Source organism: Pelomonas caseinilytica (assembly GCF_021353235.1).
Classification (GTDB): Bacteria; Pseudomonadota; Gammaproteobacteria; order Burkholderiales; family Burkholderiaceae_C; genus Pelomonas; species Pelomonas caseinilytica.
Genome location: NZ_JAJTWT010000001.1, coordinates 562588 through 585354 on the forward strand (window position 1 = coordinate 562588; position 22767 = coordinate 585354).

Here is a 22767-nt window from a genome sequence, read left to right on the forward strand (position 1 = left end):
CACTACGGCGCGTCATCGACATCCCTCCAGCTGGCGCCACAGCTCGGGGACAGGGCCCGCCACGCCGGCACGGGCGACGGGCTCCCAATAGGCCAGCGCCTCGCGGCAACGCTCGGCGGGCCGTTGAACCTCGGGCAGCCGGGCCAGGCGCAGCCTCTCCTGCTCCAGCGCAGCCCGGGTACGCAGCTCGCTGTAGCGCGGGCGCTGGCCGGCTGCCGCGGCGGCCGGCGGTGCGAGGGCCTCGTCGAGGCGGGCCAGCGCCGCGGCCGGCGCCTGCTGGCGAGCCTCCCACAGGGCCAGCACGTTGCGCGCGATCGCCGACGGCGTCTTCACCGACGACATGGCGCCGCGCAAGGCCTCGGCCTGCGCCCGCTGGCCCGGCGTGGGCTGAACCGACATTTGCAGGGCCGACAGCAGCGCCAGGGCCTCGCGGTCCAGCAGCAGGCGGCGCCAGCGCTGGTTGTTGGGGTCGCCCGCCACCGCCTCGCGCAGGGCGGCCAGCGCCGCGCGCTCCGCCTCGGCGGCCTCCGCGGGGCGGCCCTGCGCCTGCAGCGCCTGCGAGCGCCAGGCCAGCGCGATGGCCCGGTCGACCTGCGGCACCAGATCCTGGGGACGGGCGGCAATGCGCTGATCCTGCAGGGCCAGCAGCTCGTCGGCGATGGCCAGGGCCTCGGCCGCGCGCCCGCGGGCCACGGCCGTCTCCAGCGCCCAGACGAGATCGTCGCCCAGCTTCTTGCGGTAGTCCTCGGCCTCCGGGTGGCGGGCATGCAGGCTGCGAGATGACTCCAGGCTGGCGGCGAACTGGCGGGCCGCCTCCTCCAGGGCCAGCGAGCGCAGCGCCAGAGTGCCGAGATTGCCGCGCGCGTTCGAGAGCTCCATCAGCGGCTCGTCCGCACCGGGCGCCCGAGCCACCCACCGCTGGGCGATGTCCTGGTAGCGGGTCCAATGCCGCACGGCCTCGTCGGCCCGGCCCTGCCGCAGCGCCAGCTCGCCCATCCAGAAGGCCAGTTGGGTGCCCTGGCGCAGCACGGCATCGTCCCCGGGGGCCTGCTGCTGCGCCTGGCCGTACCAGCGCGCGGCAGAGGCCAGGGCGCTCGAGGCGACATCGAAGCGCTCCTTCTGCAGGTTGACCTCGGCCAGCATCAGCAGCGCCTTGACCCGCTTGAGCGCATCCTCCACCGCGAAGGCCGCCGCCTGCGGCTCGCCGTCGCCGAGCACCTGCAGGGCCTGCTGGCCGATGCCCTCCAGGAGCGCCAGGCGCCCCACCGGGCGCAACTGGTCCGCCATCTCGCCGAGCAGGTAGGACAGCAGATCCTCGGCCTGCTGGCGCCTGGCCTGGGCCTGGCGCTCCGCCGCCTCGGCCCGCCGCGCCTGCAGCAGGCTCACCGTCGTCAGCGCCAGCAGCGCACACACCGCCAGGCCGCCCGCGGCCACCGCCAGCCGGTGGCGCCGCACGAAGCGGCCCAGCACATAGAGCCGGCTGTCCGGCCGGGCGGCGATGGGCTCGTGGGCCAGCCAGCGGCCGAGGTCGTCGGCCAGGGCCTGGGCGTTGGCGTAGCGGTCGCCGGGCTTCTTGCGCAGGGCCTTGGCGACGATGGTGTCGAGGTCGCCCTTGAGCAGCCGGGCACCGCGGACCAGGGCCGGGTCGGCGGACTCCGCCGCCGCGCCCGACAGCCGGCGCGGCTCCAGCTCGACGACGGCCTTGAGGTGGTCCAGCCGCGACTGCGTGCCCTCGGCCGTCGGGTGGCGCCCACCCAGCAGCAGGTAGAGCAGCACGCCCAGGGCATAGACGTCGGTGGCGGTGGTCACGTCGGCCTGCTGCACCTGCTCGGGCGCGGCGAACTGGGGCGTGTAGGCGCTGGCGACGCGCTGGGTCAGCTCGGTGGCGGCCGCACCCTCGCGGGCCTGGCTCGCGTCGTCCAGCAACTTGGCGATGCCGAAGTCCAGCAGCTTGACCTCGCCATCGCCCGTCACCAGGATGTTGCTGGGCTTGAGGTCGCGATGCAGGATGAGCCGCGAATGCGCATGGGCCACGGCCGCCAGCACGTCGAGGAAAAGACGGATGCGGGCCGTGGCATCCAGTCCGTGCTGCTGGCAGTACTGGTCGATGGGCAGGCCCTGGACATACTCCAGCACCAGGTAGGGGTGCACACCCTCGTGGACGCCCGCATCCAGCAGCCGCGCGATGTGGGGATGCGACAGCCGGCCGAGGATCTGCCCTTCGCGGGCGAAGCGGCTGGCGCCACCGCTGCCCAGCAGGTCGGCCCCCAGGAACTTGATCGCCACCTGGCCGTCGAAGCGGCCGTCGGCCCGGCGTGCCAGCCAGACCATGCCCATGCCGCCGCGGCCCAGCTCTTGTTCCAGCACGTAGGGGCCGATGCGTTGGCCCGTCAGGTCGGCCGGCTCGTCGGGAGCCGCCAGCGTCTCGATGGCGGCCTGCGCCGCCGGTGAAGCCAGGAATCCCTGCACTTCCAGCTGGGCGTCATGGGCGAGCAGAGACTCCAGCCGGTCCGCAAGCTCGCCGTCGCGCTGGCGCAGCTCCTCCAGGCGCTGGCGCCGCTCGGGCTCCGCCAGGTCCAGCAGTTCGTCCAGGAGGGGGCTCAGCCGGTCCCACTGTTGCTTGTCCATGCCTTTCATGCCGACTCAGCCGCGCAGACTCTCTGACAGGAAGAGACGCGCCTTCTGCCAGTCGCGCTGCACCGTCCGCTCCGTGACGCCCAGGGCCTCGGCGATGTCGCGCTCGGCCAGGCCGGCGAAGTAGCGCATCTCCACCACCTGGGCCAGGCGGGGCTCCCAGCGCGCCAGCTCGTCCAGGGCCTCGTGCACCTGCAGCACTTCATCTCCGGCCTGGGGCGTCTGCTCGACGACGGCGGTGTTGAGGGTCAGCAGGTCCTGGCCTCCGCCGCGCCGGTCCGCCTGGCGGGCGCGCACCAGGTCGATGATCACGGTACGCATCGCCCGGCCGGCATAGGCGAAGAAGTGCCGGCGGTCCGGAAAGTCGCGGCCCTGCACGTCCGCCAGCCGCAGCCAGACCTCGTGCACCAGGGCCGTGGTGTCCAGCAGCGTCATCGCGCCGGACTGCCTCAGGTGCCGGCGGGCCTGGCGGCGCAAGTCCTCGTACAGCGCAGTCACGACGCGGTCGCCAGCCTCCCGGTCGCCCTGGGCGGCCGCTTGGAGCAACTGCGTGATGTCGTGCATGGCGCGGACTCTAGCGGCTGATTGCGTGGACCGGGCACCGGCCGCGCGACGGATGGGGCAGCTTTTTTCTGCCGCCATGTCGGGTTTGCCTTCTCGACCCCGTTTATCCAGGTTGAGGGCGCGTCGACCGTCAGCCGGGGAGGCTGGCACGGACCGGCGGCGGCGGCCGACGTGGCCCTCACCTTCCGTCCCGCCCACCGCCCTTTCGCCCGACGCCTGCCGCCATGTCCACCACGCTGGTCAACCCCCAAGACTTTCAGCAGCCTTCCCGTTCGGCACCGGCCGAGTCGTTGCAGACGGTGGCTTCGGTGGAGGCCTTCGAAGCGCTGCTCTTCCGCCATCTGGCCCGCTGCCGGCGCAAGGGCGAGCGCATGACCTTGATGTGGATCGAGTTCGAACTGCTCACGCCCGTCGACCCGGCCCTGGGCCGGGCTCCTGCCGAAGACGTGGCCCGAGCGCTCGGCGCCCGGCTGTGCCATCGGGTGCGGCGCACCGACCTGGTCTTCGAGGTGCGGTCCACCGGCTTCGCGGTGCTGCTCAACGCCGCCAAGGACGAGGCCGGCATCGTCGAGCGCCGGCTGCAGGAGCAGCTGCGCGGGCCCTACGGCATGGACGGCTGGGTGGCGCGCGTGCAGGTCAGCATCGGGCTGGGGGTGGCCTCGGAGGCGCAGAGCCAGGGCAGCACCCTGCTGCAATGCGCGATGGACGACGTGTACCTGCGTCGTCCGGTGCCCGCCGAAGCCTGAGCGGTGGCCCGGGCCGGGCCGTCAGACCTCCAGCCACTCCTTGCGGATGTAGGCGTTGGCACGCAGATCGGCCGGGCTGCCTTCGAAGACGATGCGGCCATGGCCCATCACGTAGCAGCGCTCCGAGATCTCGAGCGCGATGGCGAGCTTCTGCTCGACCAGCAGCACGCCGATGCCCCGCCGCCGGAGTTCCTTCAGGTACTCGGCCACCAGCTCGACGATCTTGGGGGCCAGGCCCTCGGTGGGTTCGTCGATCATGATGAGGTCGGGGTCGCCCATCAGGGTGCGGCACAGGGTCAGCATCTGCTGTTCGCCGCCCGACAGCACGCCGGCCTCGGTGTGCTGGCGCTCCTTGAGCCGCGGGAACATGCGGTACATGTCCTCGAAGCCCCAGCGGGCGTTCTTCGCCCCGGACTTCTGGCCCAGCATGAGGTTCTGGTGCACGGTCAGCTTGGGGAAGATGTCGCGGTTCTCGGGCACGCAGCCGACGCCGAGATGGGCGATCTCGTAGGCCTTGCGGCCCACCAGCTCGGCATCGCCGAAGCGGACCGAGCCCGTGGCGTCGACCTGGCCCATGACGGCCTTGACCGTCGTCGAGCGGCCCGCGCCATTGCGGCCCAGCAGGCTGACGATCTCGCCCGGCCTGACCTCCATGCTGACGCCGTGCAGCACATGGCTCTTGCCGTAGAAGGCGTGGACGTTGTCGAGCTTGAGAAGGCGTTCGCCGCTCATTGGTGCACCCTTCGGCCTTCGGCCTGTCCCGCCAGGCGGGAGCGCGCTTGCTTGGGGCGGCCCGGCGCGGCGCATGCCAGGGCTCCTGCGCGGCCGGCATCCTGCCGGGGGGCCGCGAACGATGTGGGCGTGGGGGTCATGCGTGTGCCGCCTGTGCCTGTGTTTCCGCCAGGACCGACCCGAGGTAGGCCTCCTGCACCCGCGCGTTCGCACGCACGGCCTCCGGCGTGTCGAAGGCGATGACCTCGCCATAGACGAGCACCGCGATCTTGTCCGCCAGCCCGAAGACGACGCCCATGTCGTGCTCCACGGTCAGCAGGGTCTTGCCCACGGTGACGTCGCGGATGAGCTGGATGAAGCGCTGGGTCTCGCTCTTGCTCATGCCGGCGGTGGGCTCGTCGAGCAGGATGACGCTGGAGCCGCCGGCGATGGTGATGCCGATCTCGAGCGCGCGCGCCTCGGCGTAGGTCAGGTTCATGGCCAGCACGTCGCGGCGCTTGTCGAGCTTGATCATCTCCAGGATCTGCTCGGTGCGGTCGTTGGCGTCGTCCAGACCGGCGAGGAACTTCCAGAAGGCGTAGCGGTGGCCCAGGCTCCACAGCACGGCGCAGCGGATGTTCTCGAACACCGACAGCCGCGTGAAGAGGTTGGAGACCTGGAAGCTGCGCGAGAGGCCCAGCCGGTTGATCTCGTAGGGCTTGCGTCCGTCGATGCGCCGGCCGTGCAGCAGGATCTCGCCCACGGTCGGCGCGAAGCGCCCGCTGATGAGGTTGAACAGCGTGCTCTTGCCTGCGCCGTTGGGCCCGATGATGGCGACGCGCTCGCCGGCCTGCACGGCCAGCTGGGCGCCGCGGATGATCTCGCTCTTGCCGAAGCTCTTGCGCACGCCGCGCAGCTCCAGGGCGTAGGCGGTGGCGGTGGCGGTGGCGGTCATAGACTCTCCCTCCGCTTGATTTCCTTCTCGATGTCTTCCTGGATCTCGCCCCATTGCCCGAGGTAGTGGCGCCGCGCCACCTCGAAGAGCACCAGGCCCACGACGAGCAGCCAGCCGGCGCCGAACCAGGCATCGACACCGGCGCTGTTGAGCGTCGCGCCCATGAAGCGCAGCTCCGGGCCCAGGGCCTCGTTGAGCTGGCGGTGGTAGACCATCTCGATCATGGCGGCCGCGCCCGTCAGGGCCGCCAGCGCCGTGCCGCCGAGGGCGAGGTAGGAGGTCCAGATGCGCCGCAGCTTGCCGAAGGCCGCCACGCGCAGGTTCATCAGGATGAGGCTGGCGATGCCGCCCGGCGCGTACATCACCATGAAGAGGAAGACGAGGCCGAGGTAGAGCAGCCAGGCCTTGGTCAGCTCGGACAGCAGCACGCCGGCGAACACCATCAGCACCGCGCCGATGATGGGCCCGAAGAAGACTGTCGCCCCGCCCAGGAAGGTGAAGAGCAGGTAGGCACCCGAGCGCGAGGCATGCAGGACCTCGCCGTTGACGATCTCGGTGTTGATGGCCCCCAAGCCACCGGCGATGCCGGCGAAGAAGCCGGAAATGGTGAAGGCGAGGAAGCGCACCCAGTGGGTGTCGTAGCCGACGAACTCGACGCGCTCGGGGTTGTCGCGCACGGCGTTGAGCATGCGGCCCAGCGGCGTGCGCGTCAGGGCGAACATGGCCGCCGTGCAGACGAAGCAATAGACGGCAACGAGGTAGTAGACCTGGATCTGCGGCCCGAAGCTGATGCCCATGAAGGGCTTGCCGATGACGCGGTTGCTGGACACCCCGCCCTCGCCGCCCGAGAACTCGGGCAGCATCAGCGCCAGGGCGAACACCAGCTCGCCGATGCCGAGCGTGATCATCGCGAAGGGCGTGCCGGCCTTCTTGGTCGAGACATAACCCAGCAGTGCGGCGCACACCAGGCCGGCCAGGCCGCCCACCAGGGGAATCAGGCTGACGGGCAGGCCGAGCGTGCCGGCGCCGGCCATGTTGAGCGCATGGATGGCCAGGAAGGCGCCCATCCCGCTGTAGACCGCGTGGCCAAAGCTCAGCATGCCGCCCTGGCCGAGCAGCATGTTGTAGGCCAGGCAGGCGATGACGCCGATGCCCATCTGCGTGAGCATGGTCTGGGCCAGGCCGCTGGTCCAGAGGCGCGGGGCGACGAAGAGGGCCAGGGCGAAGCAGCCCCAGACGATCCAGCGCCCGACGTTGAGGGGCTTGAAATGGAATTCGGTCGTCTTGGCCATCAATCTTCCCGTGTGCCGAGGAGGCCCTTGGGCCGGAAGATCAGGATCAGCACCATCAGCAGGTAGGGCAGGATCTGGGCGACGTCCTTCAGCGCCAGGCGCAGCACCGGGTAGCCGGGCGTCTCGGGCGTGACCGTGAGGCCCATGACCGTCAGCGCCGTGGCCAGCGAGCCGTCGACCGTCAGTGGCAAGGTCTGCAGCAGGCCCACGACGATGGAGCCGACGAAGGCCCCGGCCAGCGAGCCGATGCCTCCCACCACCACCACCACGAAGATGATGGCGCCGATGAAGGCCGCCATGTTGGGCTCAGTCACGAAGGTGATGCCGCCCACGACGCCGGCCAGGCCGGCCAGGGCGCAGCCGCTGCCGAACACCAGCATCAGCACCCGTGGCACGTTGTGGCCCAGGGCCTCGACCATCTCGGGGTGGGTCAGCGACGCCTGGATGACCAGGCCCACCCGCGTGCGTGTCAGCAACAGCCACAGCGCGACCAGCATCAGCAGGGCCACGGCCATCATGAAGGCCTTGGTCATGGGGAAGTTGGAGCACAGCGCCGCCGTGCACAGCTCGGGCGCCGCCTTGCCCAGCACCAGGGACAGGCCCTGGGTGGGGGACGAGATGAGGGTGAAGGCCGAGCCCTGCAGTTCAGGCGGCGGCGAGAAGGGCACCGCCGTGCGGCCCCAGACCAACTGCACCACCTCCAGCACGACGTAGGACAGGCCGAAGGTGATGAGCAGTTCGGCCACGTGGCCGAACTTGTGCACGCGACGCAGCGCCAGCCGCTCGAAGGCGGCGCCCATGGCCCCGACGATAAGAGGCGCCAGCAGCAGCGCCGGCCAGAAGCCGAGCACGCCCACGAGCGAATAGGCCACGTAGGCACCCACCATGTAGAAGCTGGCGTGCGCGAAGTTCAGCACGCCCATCATGCTGAAGATCAGCGTCAGGCCCGAGCTGAGCATGAAGAGCAGCAGGCCCGACGACAGGCCGTTCAGCAGGCTGATGAGAAATTGATCCAAAAGCGCCTCTCGAGAAACCACGCTCCCGGCTGGGCCGGATGGCGTCGCGAGCGGGCCGAGGTCGGCCTGGTGACGCACAGCCGTACACCCGTACGGCGAGCATCACAAGCCCGAGATCGGCTCGCGCAGCAGCCAGACGGCTCAGCCGGGCCGCTTCATCTGGCAGGAAGTGGGGGTCGACGAGACATAGCTCTCGAACTGCTTCACCGGCGCCAGCGTCATGCCCGTGTTCTCGGGGCTGTAGGGGTATTTGGCGTCGGCCTTCTGCCAGACCGAGATGTACAGGGCCTGCTGGAGCTGGTGGTCGGCCTTGCGCATGGTCACGTCGCCGTTGAAGCTCTTGACCGTCAGGCCCTCCATCGCCGGCGCCACCTTGACCGGGTCGGTGGACTTGGCATTGGCCATGGCCTGGCTGAGCATCAGCAGGATGTGGTCGGCGCTCAGCGTATACATGTCGTCGTTGAACTTGGCCTTGAACTCGTTGGCCAGCTTCTGCGTCTCACCGCCCATGTTGTAGTGGCTGTAGGCCACCTGGTAGACGCGGCCGGCACCGCCCTGGCCCAGGGCCGTCGGCGTGCCGGTGACGCCGGTGTAGTAGGTGAAGAACTTGCCGTTGTAGCCGGCCTCGTTGGCGGCCTTGACAAGCAGGGCCAGGTCCGAACCCCAGTTGCCGGTGATGACGGTGTCGGCGCCGCTGGCCTTGATCTTGGCCACGTAGGGGGCGAAGTCGCGCACCTGGGCCAGGGGGTGGAGATCCTCGCCGACGATCTGCACGTCGGGGCGCTTGCGGCCGAGCATCTCCTTGGCGTACTTGGCCACCTGGTGGCCGTGGGCGTAGTTCTGGTTGAGCAGGTAGACCTTCTTGACGTCGGGCTGGTCCTTCATGAAGGTGGTCAGCGCCTCCATCTTCATGGACGTGTCGGCGTCAAAGCGGAAGTGCCAGTAGCTGCACTTGCTGTTGGTCAGGTCGGGGTCCACCGCCGAGTAGTTCAGGTAGACGACTTCCTTGCCGGGGTTGCGCTCGTTGTACTTGCTGACCGCGTCGCTCAGTGCCAGGGCGACGCTGGAGCCGTTGCCCTGCATGATGTAGCGGATGCCCTGGTCGGTGGCCGCCTTCAGGAGGTTCAGCGACTCGGCGGGGCTGAGCTTGTTGTCGAAGGTGACGATCTCGAACTTGACGCCCGCCGGGTTGCTCTTGTTGAACTTCTCGGCGAGGAACTGGAAGGTCTTGACCTGGTTCTGGCCGACCGGGCCCATCAGGCCGGAGAGCGCGTCGATGTAGGCGAGCTTGACCGTCTCGCCCTTCTGGGCCTGCGCGGCGCCGGCGGCCAGCGCAAGGACCGCAGCGGCCGTCAAGGCACGCGCCGAAGGGAAGCGGGCCGTGGTGGTGTCGAACATGCTTGTCTCCTGTGTTGTGGCTCTGGATGTGAACGGAACTTAATGCAGCGGCGCCGCGGCGGCGCCCGGGCTAACCCGAGAACCTCATGCCGTGGGCAGCCGGTGGTCCTTCAGCATGTCGCGCAGCTTGAGCTTCTGCATCTTGCCGGTGGCCGTGTGCGGGATCTCCTCGACGAAGACGACGTCGTCGGGGATCTGCCACTTGGCGATGCGGCCCTCGTAGAAGGCCAGCATCTCCTCCCGCGTGAGGCTGGCGCCGGGCTTGCGCACGACGACGAGCAGCGGGCGTTCGTCCCACTTGGGGTGGCGCGCGGCGATGGCCGCCGCCTCGTGCACGGCCGGGTGGGCCATGGCGATGTTCTCGAGGTCGATGGAGCTGATCCACTCGCCGCCGGACTTGATCACGTCCTTGCTGCGGTCGGTGATCTGCATGAAGCCGTCCGGGTCGATGGTGGCCACGTCGCCCGTGGGGAACCAGCCGGGCTCGCCGTCGACGCTGACCAGCGGCGATTCGTCGTGCTTGAAGTACTGGGAGATGACCCAGTGCCCGCGCACGACGAGGTTGCCCGAGCTCTGCCCGTCCCAGGGCAGTGAGCGGCCTTCGTCGTCGATGACGGCCATGTCCACACCGTAGATGACGCGGCCCTGCTTCTCGAGCAGGCGCTGCTGAGCCTCGTGGGGCAGGCCGAGCTGGCGCGTCGTCAGCTTGGACAGCGTGCCCAGCGGCGACATCTCCGTCATGCCCCAGGCATGGATGACCTCGACGCCGAAGTCTTCCTGCAGCGACTTCATCATGGCCGGCGGGCAGGCCGAACCGCCGATGACGGTGCGCTTGAAGGTCGAGAACTTGAGGTTGTTGGCCTTGACGTGGTTGAGCAGGCCCAGCCACACCGTGGGCACGCCGGCGCTGAAGCTCACCTTCTCGGCCTCGAAGAGTTCGTACAGGCTCTTGCCGTCGAGGTGGGGGCCGGGCAGCACGAACTTGCAGCCGACGATGGCCGCGCTGTAGGGCAGGCCCCAGGCGTTGACGTGGAACATCGGCACGACGGGCAGGATGACGTCGCGGCTGGAGCAGTCCATGGCGTCGGGCAGGGCCGCGGCGTAGGCGTGCAGCACCGTCGAGCGGTGGCTGTAGACGGCGCCCTTGGGATTGCCCGTGGTGCCAGAGGTGTAGCAGATGCTGGAGGCGGTGTTCTCGTCGAAGCTCGGCCAGGTGTAGTCGCCGTCTTCGGCATCGAGCAGGTCGTCGAAGCACAGCAGGCCGGGGATGGCGCTGGCCGCCGGCATGTGGGCCCGCGAGGTCATCAGCACGAAGTGCTGCACGCTCTTCATCAGCGGTGCGACCTTCTCGACCAGGGGCAGGAAGGTGGCGTCGAAGCACAGCACCCGGTCCTCGGCGTCGTTGGCGATCCAGACGATCTGCTCGGGGAAGAGGCGCGGGTTGACGGTGTGGCAGACCAGGCCGGAGCCGGACGTGCCGTAGTAGATCTCGAGGTGGCGGTGGCCGTTCCAGGCCAGCGTGCCGACGCGGTCGCCCGGCTGGCAGCCCAGCCTGGCGAAGGCCTGCGCGGCCTGGCGCGATCGGCGCGCGACTTCGCGCCAGTTGCTGCGGTGCAGGTCGCCCTCGACCCGCTTGCTGACGATCTCGGTGTCGCCCGAATGCCGCTCCGCGTGCTTCAACAGCGACGAGATGAGCAGCGGCTCCGACATCATCCGGCCCATCAATGTCATGGTTGTCTCCTGCCGGTCTATCGGTCCAGTCTAGCCCGCGGTTTCAGGGGTGGAACGTCACAACGGCGACCCTTCGCCCCCGGGGAAACACCCAGGCCTGCGAGGCCATTGGGCGCCTCACTAAACTTCCGCGATGAAACCGCTCGATGGCCTGGCCTGGACCAACCGCTTCGCGGCGCTCGGGCCAGACTTCTTCACCGAACTGCCCGCCCAGGGCCTGCCCGACCCGCACTGGGTCGCGACAAGCCCGGCCTGCGCCGAACTGCTGGGCTGGCCGGCCGACTGGGCCTCGCGGCCCGAAGCCCTGGCCGTCTTCTCCGGCAACGGCGCCTGGCCGGGCATGCAGCCCCTGGCCAGCGTCTACAGCGGTCACCAGTTCGGCGTCTGGGCCGGCCAGCTCGGCGACGGCCGGGCCCTGTGGCTGGGCGAGGCCGACACCCCGTCCGGCCCGCAGGAGATGCAGCTCAAGGGCGCGGGCCGCACGCCCTACTCCCGCCGTGGCGATGGCCGCGCGGTGCTGCGCTCGTCCATCCGCGAGTTCCTCTGCTCCGAGGCCATGGCCGCCCTGGGCGTGCCCACGACACGGGCGCTGTGCATCACCGGCTCCAGGCTGCCGGTGATCCGCGAGACGGTGGAGACGGCCGCCGTCGTCACCCGCGTGGCGCCCAGCCTCATCCGCTTCGGCCACTTCGAGCACTTCGCCCATCACGGCCAGCTCCAAGCCCTGCGCCGCCTGGCCGACTTCTTCATCGCCCACCACGCGCCGGAGTGCGCCGAAGCGCCCGAGCCCGTCGTCGCCCTGCTGCGCAAGGTCGCGCTGCAGACGGCCGACCTGGTGGCCCACTGGCAGGCCATCGGCTTCTGCCATGGCGTCATGAACACCGACAACATGTCCATGCTGGGGCTGACACTGGACTACGGGCCCTTCGGCTTCATGGACGCCTTCGACCCCGGCCACGTCTGCAACCACAGCGACGACCGCGGCCGCTACGCCTATGCCCGCCAGCCGGCCGTCGCCTTCTGGAACCTGCACGCCCTGGCCCAGGCCCTGCTGCCCCTGCTGCCGGTGGGCGACGACCAGGAAGTGCAGGACTCGACCGACAGGCTGCTGGAGGCCGTCGAGGCCTTCCGCGACCGCTTCGCCGCCCAGATGCTTGCGCGCCTGCGTGCCAAGCTCGGCCTGGCCGGCGAAGACGCCGGCGACCAGGCCCTGGCCGACGACCTGCTCCGGCTGATGGCGGCCTCGCGGGCCGACTTCACCATCACCTTCCGCCGCCTGTCCCGCGCCCTGGCCGAGCCCGAGCCGCTGCGCGACCTCTTCATCGACCGCGAGGCGCTGGACGCCTGGCTGGCGCGCTGGCGGCCCCGCACCGCGCCCGATGCCCAGGCCCGCATGCTGGCCGTGAACCCGGCCGTGGTCCTGCGCAACCACCTCGCCGAGGGTGCCATCCGCGCCGCCCAGCAGGACGATTTCACGGAAATCGAACGGCTGCTGAAAGTTCTGGGCCGCCCCTTCGACGAACCCGAGAACCCCGGCGACGCGGCCCTGCCGCCCGACTGGGCCCACAGCCTCGAAGTGTCCTGTTCATCATGAGCCACGATTCCAGCAAGACCTACCCCGTCCAGAAGACCGACGCCGAGTGGCGCGAGCAGCTCGACCCCATGCAATACCAGGTCGCCCGGCACGCCGCGACGGAGCGCGCCTTCACCGGCAGGTACTGGGACCACTTCAAGCCCGGCCACTACAACTGCATCGGCTGCGGCACGCCCCTGTTCGAGGCCGACACCAAGTTCGACGCCGGCTGCGGCTGGCCGAGCTACTGGGCGCCGGTGAACGGCGAGGTCGTCGAACGCGTCGTCGACCGCAGCCACGGCATGGTGCGCATCGAGGTGCGCTGCAACCGCTGCGGCAGCCATCTCGGCCACGTCTTCCCCGACGGCCCCCAGCCGACGGGCGAGCGCTACTGCATCAATTCGGCGGCCATCGACTTCGTGGAAGACAATTCCAGCCCATGAAACTGTTGCTGGACTTCCTGCCCCTCATCCTCTTCTTCGTCGCCTTCAAGGGCGCGGAAGGCAGCCCGGAGGCGGCCGCGGCCTTCGCGACCCAGCATTTCGGCTTCCTCGTGCAGGGCGGCGTGGTGGGCCCGCAGGAGGCGCCGGTGCTGCTGGCCACCGTGGTCGTCATGGTCGCCACGCTGGCCCAGGCGGCCATCCTCAAGCTGCGCGGGCGCAAGATCGACCTCATGCTGTGGATCAGCCTGGCGCTGGTCGTCGTGCTCGGCGGCGCCACCATCTGGTTCCACAACGAGACCTTCATCAAGTGGAAGCCCACCGGCCTGTACTGGGCCATGGCCCTGGTGCTCTGGATCGCCCAGGCCGCCTTCGGCAAGAACCTCATCCAGACCATGCTGAGCGCCGAGCTGCAGCTGCCCGACGCCGTCTGGCTCAAGCTCAACCGCGCCTGGGTGCTGTTCTTTGCCGCCATGGGCGTGGCCAACCTCTACGTGGCCTATCACTTCTCCACCTCCGCCTGGGCCAACTTCAAGGTCTTCGGCGTCACCGGCCTCATCGTGCTGTTCACCCTCGCGCAGGGCCTTTACCTGAGCAAGCACCTGCCCCCGGCGGAAGAGGACGGCCAGCGATGAGCATGGCCGCCGAGATCGAGGCCCGGCTGCGCGCCGAGCTGGCGCCGCTGGCCTTCAGCCTGCGCGACGACAGCGCCCAGCACGCCGGCCACGCCGGGGCCCGCGAAGGCGGCCACTTTCATGTGGCTGTCGTGTCCGAACGCTTTACCGGCCTGCAACGACTGGCCCGCCACCGCCTCGTTTATCATTGTTTGTCCGACCTGATGCAGCGCGGCATTCACGCGCTGACGATCGACGCCCGGGCTCCGGGCGAACCCTGAAGGTCGAACGTGATCGAACCGCGCGCCCTGATCCGGGCGCGTTTTTTCAGCCAGCCCCCATTCCCACCCATGAAGAAGTTTGCGCTTGCCGCCGTCGTCGCGGCCATCGTTCCGGCTGCCGCTCTTGCGCAGAACGTCGCCACCGTCAACGGCAAGGCCGTGCCCAAGGCGCGCGTCGAGATGCTGCTCCAGCAGGTCACCAAGAGCGGCCAGCAGCAGCGTTCGCCCGAGCTCGAGGCCCAGGTGAAGGACGAAGTCGTCCGCCGCGAGATCTTCATGCAGGAGGCCGAGAAGCGCGGCATCCCGCAGAAGCAGGACTACAAGGACCAGCTGGACCTGGCCAAGCAGATGCTGCTCATCCGCGGCCTGATGGAGGACTTCCGCGCCAAGAACCCGGTCACCGACGCCGAGGCCCAGGCCGAGTACGACAAGTTCAAGGCAGCCAATTCCGGCAATGAATACCGCGCCCGCCACATCCTGGTCGAGAAGGAAGAAGACGCCAAGGCCCTGATCGCCCAGATCAAGGGCGGCGCCAGCTTCGAGGAACTGGCCAAGAAGAACTCCAAGGACACCGGCTCCGCGGCCAACGGCGGCGACCTGGACTTCGCCAACCCGAACAACTTCGTGCCCGAATTCAGCAAGGCCATGACGGCCCTGCAAAAGGGCGAGATGACCCAGGAGCCGGTCAAGAGCCAGTTCGGCTACCACATCATCAAGCTCGAAGACATCCGTCCCGCCACCTTCCCGGCCTTCGACGACGTCAAGGCCCAGATCAAGCAGCGCATCGAGCAGCAGAAGATGGCCGAGTTCCAGGACAGCCTGATCAAGAAGGCCAAGACGGACTACACCTTCACGAAATAAGCCTCCCCCGTAGGCGCTCCGCGCCTCCCCCTCGAGGGGCGCAGAGGCGGTGACGGCCTGACGGCTGCGCACCTGGCAAGAAGCCCGCTGGCTCTGACAGCGGGCTTCTTGCTTTTCAGGCGACGAGGCGCCCGGCTTCGATGCGCAACTGCCGCTCGCAGCGGGTGGCGATCTCGCGGTCGTGGGTGACCAGCACCAGCGTCGTGCCGGCCTCGCGGTTGAGTTCGAACATCAGCTCCATCACGGCGGCGCCGGTGGCGAAGTCCAGGCTGCCGGTGGGCTCGTCGGCCAGCAGCAGGGCGGGCCGTTGCACGAAGGCCCGCGCGAGCGCTACGCGCTGCTGCTCGCCCCCCGACAGCACGCGCGGGTAGTGGCCCAGGCGTTCGCCCAGGCCCACGCGGGCGAGCATCGCGCCGGCCTGCTCGCGCGCCTCGCGGATGCCGCGCAGTTCCAGCGGCAGCATGACGTTCTCCAGCGCCGTGAGGTTGGGCAGCAGCTGGAAGCTCTGGAACACGAAGCCCAGCTCGCGCGCCCGCACCGCCGCGCGCTCGTCCTCGTCCAGCGAGAAGAGGTCCTGCCCGCGCAGCCTGACACTGCCACTGCTGGGCGTGTCCAGGCCCGCGAGGATGGCCAGCAGCGTGCTCTTGCCCGAGCCCGAGGCGCCGACGATGGCGACCGATTCCCTCTCGGTCAGCTCGAAGCTGATGTCATGCAGAATCGTCAGTTCGCCGGTTGCGTCGCGCACGCGCTTGGTGATCTGGTCAACCTGGACGAGGACTTGGGGCATGTCGGGACTGCGGCGGCGAACGATGGTGGCGCACTGTAGCCTCTGGGTGATGGCCGGCTGGATGGCAGGGGCTGCACGGGCCGCGGCCGAGGCGCCGGTCCTGCTCGTCGTCGGAGACAGCCTCTCCGCCGAATACGGCCTCAAGGCGGGCGATGGCTGGGTGGCCCTGCTGCAGAAGCGCCTGGCCGAACAGAAAAAGCCCTACCGCGTCGTCAACGCCAGCATCAGCGGCGACACCACCGCCGGCGGCCGCAGCCGCCTGCCCGCCGCGCTGCGCACCCACAAGCCCGCCATCGTCATCCTCGAACTCGGCGGCAACGACGCCCTGCGCGGCCTGCCCCTGTCCAGCACGCGCGACAACCTGCTGGCCATGGCCAAGGCCGCCCAGGCAGCCGGCGCCAAGGTCGTTATCGCGGGCATGCAGGTGCCGCCCAACTATGGCGCCGCCTATGGCAAGGAGTTCTCGGGCCTGTTCGAAGACGTGGCGCGGCAGACGCGCGCCGGCCTCGTGCCCTTTCTGCTCAAGGGGGTGGCCGACCGGACGGACGCGATGGACTGGTTCCAGCCCGACCGCATCCACCCGCTGGCCAAGGCCCATCCGCTGATGCTGGACAACGTCTGGGCGGCCCTCAAGCCGCTGCTGTAGCCAGGGCCGTCAGTCAGCGGTCGTTCTGCCGCGGCTCCCCGCGCCGGTCCTGCCGCACCGGTACGCCATCCTGGCGGCCACGCTGGGGGCCGTCGTCGCGCGGCTGGGCGCGAGGTGGCACCTGGGGCTGAGGCTGGGGCGCCGGCATTTGCACGCGGGGCACCTCCACAGGGCGCTGCGGCATCTCCTCGCGGCGTCGCATGATCTCCTCGTGGCGCTGCTGCTCCTCACGGCGCTGCTGCTGTTGCTGCATCTCGCGCTGCTGTTGCAGCTCGCGCTGTTGCTGCATTTGCCGCTGCTGCTGGATCTCCCGCTGCTGCTGCAGTTCGCGCTGCTGTTGCAGCTCGCGCTGCTGCAGCTCCCGCTGCTGGGTCTCGCGCTGTTGCAGCTCGCGTTGCTGCTGCGCACGCCAGGGCATGTTGTCGACTGCGCGGCCCGGCTCGACGGCAGGCCGGGGTTGCACCTGAGGCTGCGGCTGCACCTGCTGCACCGGCGGCTGCTGGGGTTGGACGACAGCCGGCATCGCCGGCTGGGGCCCGGTGGCAGGTCGGCCTTCCGGCCGGCCGTCGGAGCCTCGGCGCACCGGCAACTGGCCGTCGCTTCGCCAGCCCAGGGCCGACTCCGGCGTGCGCGGGCTACCCGGCCGCCGGAGGTCCGGCTCGGCCGGGCGCGCCGGCGCGGCGGGCAGCACGGCGGCCAGGTCGTTGCGACCGGGCGCGGTGGGCAGCGGCCGGCCCCAGCCCGGCTCGGGCTTGCGGTCAGGGCCGCGCACCGGCAGCGGCTGGATGGCGGCACCGGGCGCCGGCAAGGTGCTGACGGCCGCCGGCACGTCGCGGTAGCGGTGCGGGCGCTGCACGGTCACCGGGTCGCGCAGGTCGCGCGGGTCGTTGATGCGGCCGACGTAGCGCGGACTGTGGTGGTAGGCCGGCACGTAGACCTCGCGCGGCGCCAGCGGATACCAGCCGAAGCGCGGCGGCGGCGGCCGGCTGCCGATGCTGATGCCCACGCTCACCGTCGGCCCGCCCACCCAGCCCACCAGGGCCGGCGCATAGACGGGGCGGTGCACGTAGGGGCCGGGGGCCCAGCACCAGCGGCCACGCCAGCTGACCCAGCGGCCATAGTGGAAGGGCGCGAAGCCCCAGGGCGCGTCGTCCACCCAGGTCCAGCCCCAGATGCGCGACCAGGCCCAGTGGCCGTAGCGGTAGGGCGCCCAGTCGGCCACCACCAGGGCGGTGGGAATCCAGACGGTGCCGTAGTCGGGCGCCGTCTCCCAGCGGCCATAACGGTCCAGGTCTTCGGCGCCAGTCATCTCCGGCGACACATAGCGGGCCACGGGCCGGTCGCCTTCGTCGCGGCTCTCGGCCAGCACCCAGTCGCCGAAGCCGTCGCTGTACAGCGGCGAGCGCTCGGCGCGCGGCCCGTCGGGCCACCAGAACTCGACCTGTTCGCCCGTGCCTATCCACACCGGGTCGGCCCCGCGGGCCCACTCGAAGCGCAACCGCCCCTGCCAGACGTAGGCCTTGCTGCCGCGGTCCAGCTGTTCGACGCGGTACAGGCCCTCGCGCTCGGGCCGGGCCGTGCCCTCGCGGGTGCGCAGCCGCGTCTCCATCGCGTTCTCGAGATTGCGCAGCCTCACGGCGACGTCGCCGCGGTCGAGCTGCAGCAGGGTCTGGCCCTCGTCGAGCTGGCTCAGCTCCAGGTCGCTGCGCTCGTCGATCCAGATGGTGGTGGAGCCCACCCGCAGGCTCAGCCGGCCGCGCTCGTCGGTGCGCACGCGGTCGCCCTCGCCCACCGTCTGATTGCGCGTCAGCCGGGTCCATTCCCGGCTCTCGTGGTCGAAGAGCCAGGCGTCGCCGATCACGTCGATGACGCGGGCCGCGCGTGTGGGTGGATCGCGGTCGCCGTCCTGAGCCTTGGCGGCGGGCACCAGCGCGATCAGCAGCGACATCGCCAGGATGCGCCAGCGGCGGCGGGTCAGGACGAGCTTGGAATCTTGGGCGGTGGTCATGAGCCGATGCTCCTTTGCTTCGGCCCAACGTTCCAGTCCCTGGTCCGGTGCACCGCGCTTACAAGTGTTTCAGTCGTCGGCCGCGGCGTCGAGCTCGGGGAAGAGGACCGAGGTGTAGCCGAAGCGGCTGAAGTCCTTCACCCGCATGGGGTAGAGGATGCCGTCGAGATGGTCGCACTCGTGCTGCACGACACGGGCGTGGAAGCCCTCGGCGATGCGGTCGATGGGCTGGCCGTCCGCATCGAAGCCGGTGTAGCGGATGCGCTCGTCCCGCTCCACCACGCCCCGCAGACCCGGCACCGACAGGCAGCCCTCCCAGCCCTCGGTCCGGCCGCCATCGAGCACCTCGATGACCGGGTTGATCAGCACCGTCGGCGGCACGGGCGGGGCGTCCGGGTAGCGGGCGTTGCGGGTGTAGCCGAAGATGACCAGGCGCAGGTCCACGCCGATCTGCGGCGCCGCCAGGCCCGCGCCCTGGGCCGCGGCCATGGTGTCGAACATGTCGGCGACGAGCGCCTTGAGCTCGGGCGTGCCGAAGGCCGTGACCGGCTTGGCGACGCGCAGCAGGCGCGGGTCGCCCATCTTCAAAATCTCGTGAACGGCCAAGTGGGCCTCCTTCGGCTATCGTCGGCCGATTCTAGAAATACCCGCCTCATGCTCGATTTCATCGAAGACCTCGGCCACGGCCTCTACGCCATCGACACCGGCTTCCAGCGCCCCCGCTTCGACGCGGCCTACCTCGTCGTCGAGAACGGCCGCGCCGCCTTCGTCGACACCGGCACCAACCACGCCGTGCCGCGCCTGCTGGCGGCGCTCAATGCCATGGGCCTGGCGCCGGAGTCGGTGGACTGGGTCATTCCCACCCACGTGCACCTCGACCACGCCGGCGGCGTCGGCCTGCTGATGGAGGCCCTGCCGCAGGCTCGCGCCCTCGTGCACCCACGCGGCCTGCGCCACATGGTCGACCCCAAGGCGCTGTGGCTGGGCGCCCTGACGGTCTACGGCGAGGCGGAGATGCAGCGCAGCTACGGCAAGCTCGTGCCCGTGCCGGCCGAGCGCGCCGAGGCCAGCCACGACGGCCAGGTGCTGATGCTGGCCGGCCGGCCCTTGCGCCTCATCGACAGCCCCGGCCACGCCCGCCACCACCACGCGATCTGGGACGAGCGGAGCCGCAGCTGGTTCGCCGGCGACACCTTCGGCCTGTCCTACCGCGCCTTCGACGTCGACGGCCGCGCCTGGATCCTGCCGACCAGCACGCCGGTGCAGTTCGACCCCGAGGCGCTCAAGGCCACGGTCGGCCGGCTGCTGGCAGCCGAGCCGGTGGCCATGCAGGTCACGCACTACGGCCGCATCGGCGGCAGCGTCGGCGAGGTGCGGCGGCTGGCGGCGCTGATGCTGGCCCAGGTGGACGAGATGGTGACCCTGGCCGAGTCCCTGCGCGACGCGCCGGACCGCCACGAGCGCCTGAAGCGCGGCCTGCTCGACGGCTACCTCGCCCGGCTGCGTGAGCACGGCCACCCGGCCGGCGCCGACGCCGCCGAATGGCTGGCCCTGGACGCCGAACTGAACGCGCAGGGGCTGGAGGTCTGGCTGGACCGACCCGCCCGCACTTGAGGCGGGCGACACGCCCCGCCGCGGTGCGATGCACCGCACCGCGCCAGTGCCGCCGGGCGCGAGCGCCCCGCCGCGCCCGGGAAGGCAGGCAGGCACGCGTCTTGCGATGACTTGATCGAGGCCACCGCCCTGCGGCCTCTTCCTTTCAAGACATCGCCAACGGCGGCGACCCAGCGCAACGGCGCGACTCCTCTCAGGCCCCGGTCGAGCAGACAGCTGCTGACGGGGCCTTCTTACTGACCGCTCCGACCAGGCCCGCTCGCGGCCCGGCGCAGCCCTGCTTCGCCACGACAGACCATGCACATCGTCCTCATCGGCCACGGAATGGTGGGCCAGAAGTTCCTCGAATGCCTCGCCGACGGCCCGGCAGCCGCCGACGTGCAGGTGACCGTGCTGTGCGAGGAGCCGCGCCCGGCCTACGACCGCGTCCACCTGTCGGAGTTCTTCTCGGGCAAGTCGGCCGAGGACCTGTCGCTGGTCGCGCCGGGCTTCTTCGAGAAGACCGGCTTCCAGCTGCGCCTGGCCACCCGGGCCGCGGCCATCGAACGCCGCAACCACACGGTGACGACGGCCGACGGCGAGGTCATTCCCTACGACAAGCTGGTGCTGGCCACCGGCTCCTACCCCTTCGTGCCGGCAGTGCCGGGCCGCGACCGGCCGCACTGCCACGTCTACCGCACCATCGAGGACCTGGAGGGCATGCAGGCCAGCGGCAAGGTCTCCAGGAGCGGCGTCGTCATCGGCGGCGGCCTGCTCGGGCTGGAGTGCGCCAAGGCCCTGCGCGACATGGGGCTGCAGACCCACGTCGTCGAATTCGCGCCGCGGCTGATGGCCGTGCAGGTGGACGAGACCGGCGGCCGCGTGCTGCGCGAGAAGATCGAGGCCCTGGGCGTGCAGGTGCACACCCAGCGCAGCACCGTCGAGATCACCGACGGCGCCGCTGCACGCCACCGCCTGGTCTTCGCCGACGGCAGCTGGCTCGAGACCGACATGATCGTGTTCTCCGCCGGCATCCGCCCGCGCGACGAGCTGGCCCGCCAGTGCGTGCTGGCCATCGGCCCGCGCGGCGGCGCCGTCATCGACGACCAATGCCGCACCAGCGACCGCAACGTCTACGCCATCGGCGAGGTGGCGTCCTGGAACGAGCAGACCTACGGCCTGGTCGCGCCGGGCTACGAGATGGCGCGGGTCGCGGCCCGGCACATCGCCGGCAATGCCGCCGCGGCCTTCCCCGGGGCCGACCTCAGCACCAAGCTCAAGCTGATGGGCGTGGACGTGGCCAGCATCGGCGACGCCCACGGCAAGACGCCCAAGTGCCGCAGCTACCAGTACGTCGACGAGCGCAAGCAGGTCTACAAGAAGATCGTCGTCAGCGAGGACGGCGAGAAGCTGCTCGGCGCCGTGCTGGTGGGCGACGCGGCCGAGTACGGCACCCTGCTGCAGATGGCGCTCAACGGCATCAAGCTGCCGGCCGAGCCCGAGTTCCTCATCCTGCCCGGCAGCGACGGCAAGGCCAGGCCCGGCCTGGGCGCCGACGCCCTGCCCGACAGCGCCCAGCTGTGCTCCTGCAACAGCGTCAGCAAGGCCCAGGTCTGCGCCGCCGTGGGCGATGGCGCCACCACCATGGCCGAACTCAAGGCCTGCACCAAGGCGGGCGCCACCTGCGGCGGCTGCGTGCCGCTGGTGACGCAGGTCATGAAGCTGGAGATGGCCAGGCGCGGCATGGCGGTGAACAACCACCTCTGCGAGCACTTCCCGCATTCGCGCCAGGAGCTCTTCCACCTCGTCCGCGTGGGCGGCATCAAGACCTTCTCCGAGCTGCTCGCCAGGCACGGGCGCGGCCTGGGCTGCGACGTCTGCAAGCCGGCCGCGGCCAGCATCTTCGCCTCCTGCTGGAACGCCTTCGTGCTCGAGCCCGAATTGGCCAGCCTGCAGGACAGCAACGACTACTACCTCGGCAACATCCAGAAGGACGGCAGCTACTCCGTCGTGCCGCGCATGCCGGGCGGCGAGGTCACGCCCGAGGGGCTGATCGCCGTCGGCCAGGTCGCCAAGAAGTACGGCCTCTACACCAAGATCACCGGTGGCCAGCGCGTCGACCTCTTCGGCGCCCGCGTGGAGCAGCTGCCGCTGATCTGGGAAGAGCTGATCGCCGCCGGCTTCGAGAGCGGCCATGCCTACGGCAAGGCCCTGCGCACCGTGAAGAGCTGCGTGGGCAGCACGTGGTGCCGTTATGGCGTGGACGACTCCGTGGGCCTGGCCGTTGAACTGGAGAACCGCTACAAGGGCCTGCGCGCGCCGCACAAGATCAAGTTCGGCGTCTCGGGCTGCACGCGCGAATGCGCCGAGGCCCAGGGCAAGGACGTGGGCGTCATCGCCACCGACAAGGGCTGGAACCTCTACGTCTGCGGCAACGGCGGCATGAAGCCGCGCCATGCCGAGCTGATCGCCAGCGACCTGAGCAAGGCCGAACTCATCCGCCTGGTCGACCGCTTCCTGATGTTCTACGTGCGCACGGCCGACCGCCTGCAGCGCACCAGCACCTGGCGCGAGAACCTCGAGGGCGGGCTGGACTACCTGAAGGACGTGCTGGTGAAGGACAGCCTGGGCCTCGCCGCCGAGCTGGAGGCGCAGATGCAGGCCGTCGTCGACAGCTACCAGTGCGAATGGAAGACCGCCGTCACCACGCCCGCCGTGCGCCAGCGCTTCCGCTCCTTCGTCAACAGCGACCAGCCGGACGAACGCATCGTCTTCGTCGAGGAGCGCGGGCAGATCCGGCCGGCGCGACCCGATGAGCGCGCGGAAGAGCACGACGAAGCCACTGCTTGAACAACCCCAAAACGCAACCACAGAGGCACAGAGACACAGAGCAAATACAGGAGTGAGCTTCTCTGTG

Annotated in this window: 20 protein-coding genes; 9 read left to right on the forward strand and 11 right to left on the reverse strand. The window is 70.1% G+C overall.

The window, feature by feature from the left end:
* Window positions 1–12 precede the first annotated feature (12 nt).
* Both LXT12_RS02625 and LXT12_RS02630 read right to left on the reverse strand, forming a co-directional pair.
* Complete coding sequence (locus tag LXT12_RS02625) at window positions 13–2628, reverse strand: serine/threonine-protein kinase (protein WP_233389165.1); 2616 nt, start codon at window positions 2626–2628, stop codon at window positions 13–15.
* 15 nt (window positions 2629–2643) lie between these two features.
* The gene (locus tag LXT12_RS02630) at window positions 2644–3198 is read right to left on the reverse strand and encodes an ECF-type sigma factor (protein ID WP_233389167.1); all 555 of its coding nucleotides are present in this window, start codon (window positions 3196–3198) and stop codon (window positions 2644–2646) included.
* A 224-nt stretch (window positions 3199–3422) separates the two neighbouring features.
* Between LXT12_RS02630 and LXT12_RS02635 the strand changes: the two genes are divergently transcribed.
* On the forward strand, window positions 3423–3944 hold the full coding sequence (locus LXT12_RS02635) for a diguanylate cyclase domain-containing protein (protein ID WP_233389169.1): 522 nt from the start codon (window positions 3423–3425) through the stop codon (window positions 3942–3944).
* Between the two features lie 21 nt (window positions 3945–3965).
* Here the strand turns inward: LXT12_RS02635 and LXT12_RS02640 are convergent, their stop codons facing one another.
* The 6 genes from LXT12_RS02640 to LXT12_RS02665 all read right to left on the reverse strand — a co-directional run bounded on the left by LXT12_RS02640 (window position 3966) and on the right by LXT12_RS02665 (window position 11047).
* Window positions 3966–4676 (reverse strand): ABC transporter ATP-binding protein, encoded by a 711-nt coding sequence (locus LXT12_RS02640; RefSeq protein ID WP_233389172.1) that lies wholly within the window; start codon window positions 4674–4676, stop codon window positions 3966–3968.
* A 136-nt stretch (window positions 4677–4812) separates the two neighbouring features.
* Window positions 4813–5610, reverse strand: coding sequence for an ABC transporter ATP-binding protein (locus LXT12_RS02645; protein ID WP_233389174.1), 798 nt, complete (start codon window positions 5608–5610; stop codon window positions 4813–4815).
* Window positions 5607–6902, reverse strand: a complete 1296-nt coding sequence (locus LXT12_RS02650) for a branched-chain amino acid ABC transporter permease (protein WP_233389175.1) — start codon at window positions 6900–6902, stop codon at window positions 5607–5609. The genes LXT12_RS02645 and LXT12_RS02650 overlap by 4 nt, the downstream gene beginning before the upstream one ends.
* A complete protein-coding gene (locus LXT12_RS02655) occupies window positions 6902–7861 on the reverse strand; it encodes a branched-chain amino acid ABC transporter permease (protein WP_233389685.1) in 960 nt (319 codons plus the stop codon). The genes LXT12_RS02650 and LXT12_RS02655 overlap by 1 nt, the downstream gene beginning before the upstream one ends.
* A gap of 198 nt (window positions 7862–8059) precedes the next feature.
* Entirely contained in the window at window positions 8060–9316 is a 1257-nt protein-coding gene (locus tag LXT12_RS02660; protein WP_233389178.1) for a branched-chain amino acid ABC transporter substrate-binding protein, read from the reverse strand.
* Window positions 9317–9400: 84 nt separating this feature from the next.
* Window positions 9401–11047, reverse strand: coding sequence for a 3-(methylthio)propionyl-CoA ligase (locus tag LXT12_RS02665; RefSeq protein WP_233389180.1), 1647 nt, complete (start codon window positions 11045–11047; stop codon window positions 9401–9403).
* Window positions 11048–11180: 133 nt separating this feature from the next.
* Here LXT12_RS02665 and LXT12_RS02670 point away from each other — a divergent pair, with 133 nt between their 5' ends.
* From LXT12_RS02670 to LXT12_RS02690, 5 genes are all read left to right on the forward strand, one after another.
* The gene (locus tag LXT12_RS02670; protein ID WP_233389182.1) at window positions 11181–12641 is read left to right on the forward strand and encodes a protein adenylyltransferase SelO; all 1461 of its coding nucleotides are present in this window, start codon (window positions 11181–11183) and stop codon (window positions 12639–12641) included.
* Entirely contained in the window at window positions 12638–13063 is a 426-nt protein-coding gene (gene msrB, locus LXT12_RS02675) for a peptide-methionine (R)-S-oxide reductase MsrB (protein WP_233389184.1), read from the forward strand. Before LXT12_RS02670 ends, msrB begins: the two co-directional genes overlap by 4 nt.
* Entirely contained in the window at window positions 13060–13695 is a 636-nt protein-coding gene (locus LXT12_RS02680; protein WP_233389186.1) for a septation protein A, read from the forward strand. The genes msrB and LXT12_RS02680 overlap by 4 nt, the downstream gene beginning before the upstream one ends.
* Window positions 13692–13955, forward strand: coding sequence for a BolA family protein (locus LXT12_RS02685; RefSeq protein WP_233389188.1), 264 nt, complete (start codon window positions 13692–13694; stop codon window positions 13953–13955). Before LXT12_RS02680 ends, LXT12_RS02685 begins: the two co-directional genes overlap by 4 nt.
* A gap of 69 nt (window positions 13956–14024) precedes the next feature.
* Window positions 14025–14816 carry a peptidylprolyl isomerase gene (locus LXT12_RS02690; RefSeq protein WP_233389190.1) on the forward strand — a complete coding sequence of 264 codons (792 nt, stop codon included), beginning with the start codon at window positions 14025–14027 and terminating at the stop codon, window positions 14814–14816.
* Between the two features lie 115 nt (window positions 14817–14931).
* Here LXT12_RS02690 and LXT12_RS02695 read toward each other — a convergent pair whose 3' ends face one another.
* Complete coding sequence (locus LXT12_RS02695) at window positions 14932–15603, reverse strand: ABC transporter ATP-binding protein (RefSeq protein WP_233389192.1); 672 nt, start codon at window positions 15601–15603, stop codon at window positions 14932–14934.
* A 22-nt stretch (window positions 15604–15625) separates the two neighbouring features.
* On the opposite strand from LXT12_RS02695, the gene LXT12_RS02700 reads away from it, so the two are divergent.
* The gene (locus LXT12_RS02700) at window positions 15626–16249 is read left to right on the forward strand and encodes an arylesterase (protein WP_414708880.1); all 624 of its coding nucleotides are present in this window, start codon (window positions 15626–15628) and stop codon (window positions 16247–16249) included.
* A gap of 13 nt (window positions 16250–16262) precedes the next feature.
* Here the strand turns inward: LXT12_RS02700 and LXT12_RS02705 are convergent, their stop codons facing one another.
* Together LXT12_RS02705 and def are read right to left on the reverse strand one after the other, a co-directional pair.
* On the reverse strand, window positions 16263–18257 hold the full coding sequence (locus LXT12_RS02705) for a DUF6600 domain-containing protein (protein WP_233389193.1): 1995 nt from the start codon (window positions 18255–18257) through the stop codon (window positions 16263–16265).
* A 69-nt stretch (window positions 18258–18326) separates the two neighbouring features.
* Window positions 18327–18863, reverse strand: coding sequence for a peptide deformylase (def, locus tag LXT12_RS02710; RefSeq protein WP_255763420.1), 537 nt, complete (start codon window positions 18861–18863; stop codon window positions 18327–18329).
* 48 nt (window positions 18864–18911) lie between these two features.
* Between def and LXT12_RS02715 the strand changes: the two genes are divergently transcribed.
* Together LXT12_RS02715 and nirB are read left to right on the forward strand one after the other, a co-directional pair.
* Complete coding sequence (locus LXT12_RS02715) at window positions 18912–19871, forward strand: MBL fold metallo-hydrolase (RefSeq protein WP_233389197.1); 960 nt, start codon at window positions 18912–18914, stop codon at window positions 19869–19871.
* 297 nt (window positions 19872–20168) lie between these two features.
* On the forward strand, window positions 20169–22700 hold the full coding sequence (gene nirB / locus LXT12_RS02720) for a nitrite reductase large subunit NirB (RefSeq protein ID WP_233389198.1): 2532 nt from the start codon (window positions 20169–20171) through the stop codon (window positions 22698–22700).
* The last annotated feature ends 67 nt before the right edge of the window (window positions 22701–22767 follow it).